This window comes from Microcystis sp. LEGE 00066, assembly GCF_015207925.1.
Lineage (GTDB): Bacteria > Cyanobacteriota > Cyanobacteriia > Cyanobacteriales > Microcystaceae > Microcystis > Microcystis ichthyoblabe_A.
The window spans coordinates 1-6,101 of record NZ_JADEVX010000223.1 but is presented as its reverse complement, the minus strand read 5'-3'; the positions used below and the strand labels follow the sequence as shown (position 1 = coordinate 6,101).

Below are 6,101 nucleotides of genomic sequence, written 5' to 3'. Positions count from 1 at the left end.
ACTTGGAAACTATCTCATCAAATTAGTCCCCCCATAGAACCTCCTTGAGCCATCTTGCACACTTTTCTCTTTTTGTCAAATTTTATGTTAAGAAAGATGTGACTAATGGATAGCTTATCAAGGGGGGTTTAAGGGGGGATTAAGGGGGGATCAAAGGAACGGTGATTCCCGATAACATCAGTGATTGAGTTTGCTGCTTTCATCCCCAAATAGTTGTGCTAGAATGGCGAAAAATTCTCCCCATTGATAATTATGTTAGCTGAATTAGCCGCCGCCGAAATCGCTAAAATCGCCTTTGAAGCTGTTATCGGTAAATTAACGGAAGGAGCAATGGATAAAGGTGTAGAATTGTGGCAAAAAATTAAGCAAAAGTTACAAAAGGAACCCACCGCAGCCAAGGTTTTAGCGGCAGCAGAAGAAACTAAATCCGAGGCGATGATTGAACAGCAAGTGGTTCCTTTTTTACAGGTAGAAATGCTCAAAGACCCCAATTTTGCCCAAGAAATCCAAATCCTAGCACAACAAATTATGACAATTAATCAGAATCAAACAGAAACGAAAACTCAAATTGGTACGCAAATTAACAAAGATATTAAACAACAATTGAACATTCAAGAAGTTAAGGGTAATTTAAATCTAGGAATCCCTCCTGAATGACTGGCGGATCTGCACCCAAAAGCAGACGCAATAGAAAATAATCGCAGTAGTCAAAGGAGTATTTTAAGGGGAGGAGATGCTCGAAAAAGTCTCGCCTATTGGCAAGGAAGGAAGGAGGAAATCACCCAAATTAAGCAGTTATTTAATGATAAAAATGTTGCGATGATTGGCATCAAAGGAGTTGGAGGAATTGGAAAATCTACCCTAGCCAGCAAAATTTTTAAGGAGGAAATTCCCCTCGATCCTTCCCTAGGGGACGATGAAGATTTATTCCCAAAACGCTTTTGGTGGGAAGCGGGAAATCTGGGCGGATTTAGTGGTTTAGCTCGCCAACTCCTGACGGAATTTGGTTATCCTGTCCCCGAAAAAGAAATAGATTTACAGGAAGCTTTAATCAGACAATTGCAACGCCATCGCCACCTAATTATTATCGATAATCTAGAGAGTTTATTAGGGGAAGATGGTTCTTGGAATAATGAATTTTATCAGCAGTTTTTCACTGCTTGGATAGAAAAAGGTGACACCAGCAAAATTATAGTCACCACCAGAGAAAAGCCAAAACCTATGGGTTTTAACCGTTGGATTGAGCTAAAAGGTTTGAAACCTCCTGAAGGGGCGCAATTGTTAGCGGAATCGCAAATAACAGGGGATCTAGAGAACTTTTCTCGACGGGTGGATGGTCATCCATTACTCCTGCGATTGGTGGCGGATTTAATCTTAGCAGAATTTCCGCAAAACCCCAGTTTAGAAAGGTTAGCGGATTTAGGATTAGGAAATTTATCGCAACTTTTGAGCGATCCGCAGGTGGTGGGGAGTCATCGTCAAGAGACAGTGGGAATTGCTTTAGTTTTAGATGCTAGTTTTCAGCGACTTAGCCAAAGACAGCAAGAATTATTCACTAAAACCAGCATTTATCGCCGAGAATTTGATTCTCCGGCAGCCAAAGCGGTGATGGATAATTACCCAGAGATCGCACTATCCGAGATCACGGCAGATTTGCGAGAATTGCAGCGACGATCATTATTAGAAGAAAAAGAGGAAAATCGCCAGCGAATTTTTAGTTTTCAGCCTTTAGTTTGGGAATATGCACAATACAAAGCCGGCGATCAAAGGGAATTACACCAAAAAGCGATCGCCTATTATCTTTCAACTATAAAAACAAAACGTTGGCAAACCCTAAAAGACGTAACAGAATATTTAGAAATTTTTTATCATTGGAGTCAGCTAAAAGTCTATGATTCTGCTTTTGATATTCTCCATGCTATCGATGATTTTCTCACCCGACGGGGGTATTATCAAACCCTAGCGGATTATTACCTTGAATTAGTCACTGTTTACCAACAACAGGAGGAGCAAACCAACCGGAAATATACCGCATCCCTCACCAGTTTAGGCAATGTTTACTATTCCCTAGGAGAATACCAAAAAGCGATCGAGTTTTATCAACAGTCCTTAGCAATCACACGGGAAATCCGTGATCGGGGGGGTGAAGCGGCATCCTACAATAATTTAGGCACTGTTTACTCTTCCCTAGGAGAATACCAAAAAGCGATCGAATTTCATCAACAGTCCTTAGCAATCACACGGGAAATCCGTGATCGGAGGGGTGAAGCGTCTTCCTACAATAATTTAGGCAATGTTTACAAATCCCTAGGAGAATACCAAAAAGCGATCGAGTTTCATCAACAGTCCTTAGCAATCACACGGGAAATCCGTGATCGGGGGGGTGAAGCGGCATCCTACAATAATTTAGGCAATGTTTACAATTCCCTAGGAGAATACGAAAAAGCGATCGAGTTTTATCAACAGTCCTTAGCAATCACACGGGAAATCGGTGATCGGGGGAGTGAAGCGAAATCCTACGGTAATTTAGGCAATGTTTACTATTCCCTAGGAGAATACCAAAAAGCGATCGAGTTTCATCAACAGTCCTTAGCAATCCTACGGGAAATCGGTGATCGGGGGGGTGAAGCGAATTCCTACATGGGTTTAGGCAATGTTTACTATTCCCTAGGAGAATACCAAAAAGCGATCGAGTTTCATCAACAGTCCTTAGCAATCGAACGGGAAATCGGTGATCGGGGGGGTGAAGCGGCATCCTACAATAATTTAGGCAATGTTTACTATTCCCTAGGAGAATACCAAAAAGCGATCGAGTTTCATCAACAGTCCTTAGCAATCAAACGGGAAATCGGTGATCGGGGGGGTGAAGCGTCTTCCTACAATAATTTAGGCACTGTTTACTATTCCCTAGGAGAATACCAAAAAGCGATCGAGTTTCATCAACAGTCCTTAGCAATCACACGGGAAATCGGTGATCGGGGGGGTGAAGCGAAATCTTGGTTTAATCTGGGACTTACCTACTATAAACTCAAACGTATATCGGAAGCGAAAGAAGCAATTCTTCAAGCGCGGGAATTATATCAAGCATTGGGGTTAGCAGCGGATGTTCAAAAGTGCGATCAGGCAATTCGGCAATTAGAAACCCGAAAATATCCCTTAATCGTTGCTTTCTTTCTGGGGGTGGTTAAGTTTCCTTTAGTTTTAATTGGGGGGATAATAGTGGCATTGTGGCGATTGTTAAAAAGATGGTTGAGGAAAGCATAATTATCGGTAGGATGGGTTAAATATCCCTTATTTTTAACCTGAGTTTCACATCTGCTAATTTCCCCTCATAACTACCCTAAAGTGAGAAATTATAGTAATATTTCTAAGGATTACCAGAAAAGAAAGAGCGCCACGCTGCTGTTCCGATCGCTCCTCCTAAAAGGATAATTAACGTCCAAACTTGATTTTTTTGGGTTCCTTCCACCTTTTCTAGTCTTCTATCCATCCCATCGACTTTCTCAGTTAGTTTTGCTTGTCCTACTTCTAGCTTAGTTAACCGTTCATCGATTTTCTCAAATTTCTGGTTAAGATCCTTCTGTAGGCTATCAAATTTCTGGTTAACATCCTGTTGGAAGGTATCGATTTTTTGGTTAACTTCCTTGATGCTGTCTTTGATTTCCTTGAGGACGGATTCAAGACTATAAGTAACGGTTTCGTTAGACATTTTGGTAACATCCCTAGGACTAATGATAGTACAATAATTTTATTTTAATCCTAAATCTGGTTATTAAAGACTGATTACCTAGCATTTATTATTATGGCAATATTTCTAAGGATTACCAGAAAAAAAGGATCGCCACGCTGCCGTTCCGATCGCTCCTGCTAAAAGAATAATTAACGTCCAAACTTGATTTTTTTGGGTTCCTTCCACCTTTTCTAGTCTTCTATCCATTCCATCGACTTTCTCAGTTAGTTTTGCTTGTCCTACCTCTAGCTTAGTGAGCCGTTCGTCGATCTTATCAAATTTCTGGTTAAAATCCTTCTGTAAGCTATCAAATTTCTGGTTAACATCTTGTTGCAAGGTATCGATTTTTTGGTTAACATCCTTTTGTAGGCTATCAAATTTCTGGTTAAAATCCTTCTGTAGGCTATCAAATTTCTGGTTAAAATCCTTCTGTAGGCTGTCAAATTTCTGGTTAACATCCTGTTGAAAGGTGTCGATTTTTTGGTTAACTTCCTTGATGCTGTCTTTAATTTCCTTGAGGACGGATTCAAGACTATAAGTAACGGTTTCGTTAGACATTTTGGTAACATCCCTGGGAGTAATGATAGTATAATAATTTTATTATAATCATAAATCTGGTTATTAAAAACTGATTACCTATTGCCTAGAATTTAGTATTAAGTAGGTAGGCGTTAAAAATTATTAGATGCCCCCCTTAATAAGGGGGGATTAAGGGGGGATCGAACCTAAAATCCATTTTTAATTTAATTATAACCAGCTACTTATGCTAATATTTCTAAGGATTACCAGAAAAAAAGGATCGCCACGCTGCCGTTCCGATCGCTCCTCCTAAAAGGATAATTAACGTCCAAACTTGATTTTTTTGGGTTCCTTCCACCTTTTCTAGTCTTCTATCCATCCCATCGACTTTCTCAGTTAGTTTTGCTTGTCCTACTTCTAGCTTAGTGAGCCGTTCATCGATTTTATCAAATTTCTGGTTAATATCCTGTTGCAAGGTATCGATTTTTTGGTTAACCTCCTTGATGCTGTCTTTAATTTCCTTGAGGACGGATTCAAGACTATAAGTAACGGTTTCGTTAGACATTTTGGTAAAATCCCTGGGAGTAAGTTTTTTTACGCACTTTCCGTTGATACTACAATAATTTTATCTTAATACTAATACCATTTTTCTCAAGTAATGGCAGAGATGGTTAATTGCCCTCACCCCCAACCCCTTTCTGGGAGAGGGGAGTAGGATACCTGCCACGAATAAAGAAAAATGGTATTATGTTAAAATGTTGAGGGCTTCGTTTTTGGGTCTGATTTGTTGTTATATTGATCAGACAGTACCTGATGAGCTTTTCCTAGTCAAGCATCGAGGCTAATGTGTTTCCTTTTTGAATTGGCGTTTTTCTTGGTAACGAAGCTGATCAGCTGTAAGGTAAATAAAAAATGACAGAACAAACTTGGTGGGTACAAAAATGGCTAGAACTACTCGATTCCTATCGCTTTAAAAAACGCTTGGAAAGAGCTAGACTCTACGCTAGAGAGGGCAATGTTTTAAGTATTGACTTTGAAGACTCGCAAGTTATTGCTAGAGTGCAAGGCAGTGAACCAGAGCCTTATATAGTGGATTTATCCCTAGCGGCTTTTAGTGATGAAGAATGGGATTATATTATTAAGCTTCTCTCCAAAAAAGCCATTTATTCCGCTCAATTGCTCACCGGACAAATGCCCGATCATATTGAGCGTGTTTTTATCGATAGTGGGGTGAATTTGTTTCCCTTTTCCCTAGCCGATATTCGCTCTCGTTGCACCTGTCCCGATCAAGCCAACCCCTGCAAACATATAGGAGCAGTGTACTATCAATTGGGCGATCGTTTTAGTGTCGATCCCTTCCTGCTTTTGCAACTGCGCGGCCGAACTAAAAACCAAATTCTGGAAGCTTTACGAGAAAAACGCTCCTATTCCTCTGATAATCAACCTTTAGCCGTCAGTGAACCCCCCACAGCAGTCGAAAAAACTGCCCCCGAAAGCACTATCGATCGCTTTTGGCAGTACGATGAGGAGCTAGATCCCTCCCTCGTCGTCATCACGCCGGGGAATGAAAATCAAACCATTCTCGACATTTTAGGCAATTTTCCCCTGGCTGCCCCCGAATCCGATGCCATAGAACAATTTTTAAAACCAATTTACCGACAAATTCCCCAAGAAGCGATGGCGATTGCTTTACAGTAGGGAATTTGGGGTATAAGTAGCTGGTTGTAATTAAATTAAAAATGGATTTTAGGTTTGATCCCCCCTGCCCCCCTTGATAAGGGGGGTGCCGGTAGGCGGGAGGATCTCCCTTGATAAGGGGGGTGCCGGTAGGCGGGGGGATCTCCCTTAATAA

Annotated in this window: 6 protein-coding genes; 3 read left to right on the top strand and 3 right to left on the bottom strand. The window is 40.8% G+C overall.

Features of this window, described 5'->3' with window-relative positions:
• Nucleotides 1-252: 252 nt before the first annotated feature.
• Entirely contained in the window at nt 253-657 is a 405-nt protein-coding gene (locus IQ224_RS20745) for a hypothetical protein (RefSeq protein WP_084990043.1), read from the top strand.
• A 162-nt stretch (nt 658-819) separates the two neighbouring features.
• A complete protein-coding gene (locus IQ224_RS20740; protein WP_194033450.1) occupies nt 820-3,264 on the top strand; it encodes a tetratricopeptide repeat protein in 2,445 nt (814 codons plus the stop codon).
• Nucleotides 3,265-3,367: 103 nt separating this feature from the next.
• On the opposite strand, the gene IQ224_RS20735 is transcribed toward IQ224_RS20740, so the two are convergent.
• From IQ224_RS20735 to IQ224_RS20725, 3 genes are all read right to left on the bottom strand, one after another.
• Nucleotides 3,368-3,709, bottom strand: a complete 342-nt coding sequence (locus IQ224_RS20735) for a DUF4164 family protein (protein ID WP_036403205.1) — start codon at nt 3,707-3,709, stop codon at nt 3,368-3,370.
• A 105-nt stretch (nt 3,710-3,814) separates the two neighbouring features.
• Nucleotides 3,815-4,288, bottom strand: coding sequence for a DUF4164 family protein (locus tag IQ224_RS20730; RefSeq protein ID WP_194033449.1), 474 nt, complete (start codon nt 4,286-4,288; stop codon nt 3,815-3,817).
• Between the two features lie 217 nt (nt 4,289-4,505).
• Nucleotides 4,506-4,814: a DUF1515 domain-containing protein gene (locus tag IQ224_RS20725; protein ID WP_002750254.1), complete on the bottom strand. Its 309-nt coding sequence runs from the start codon at nt 4,812-4,814 to the stop codon at nt 4,506-4,508.
• Nucleotides 4,815-5,161: 347 nt separating this feature from the next.
• On the opposite strand from IQ224_RS20725, the gene IQ224_RS20720 reads away from it, so the two are divergent.
• The gene (locus IQ224_RS20720) at nt 5,162-5,947 is read left to right on the top strand and encodes an SWIM zinc finger family protein (protein ID WP_002749186.1); all 786 of its coding nucleotides are present in this window, start codon (nt 5,162-5,164) and stop codon (nt 5,945-5,947) included.
• Nucleotides 5,948-6,101: the final 154 nt, after the last annotated feature.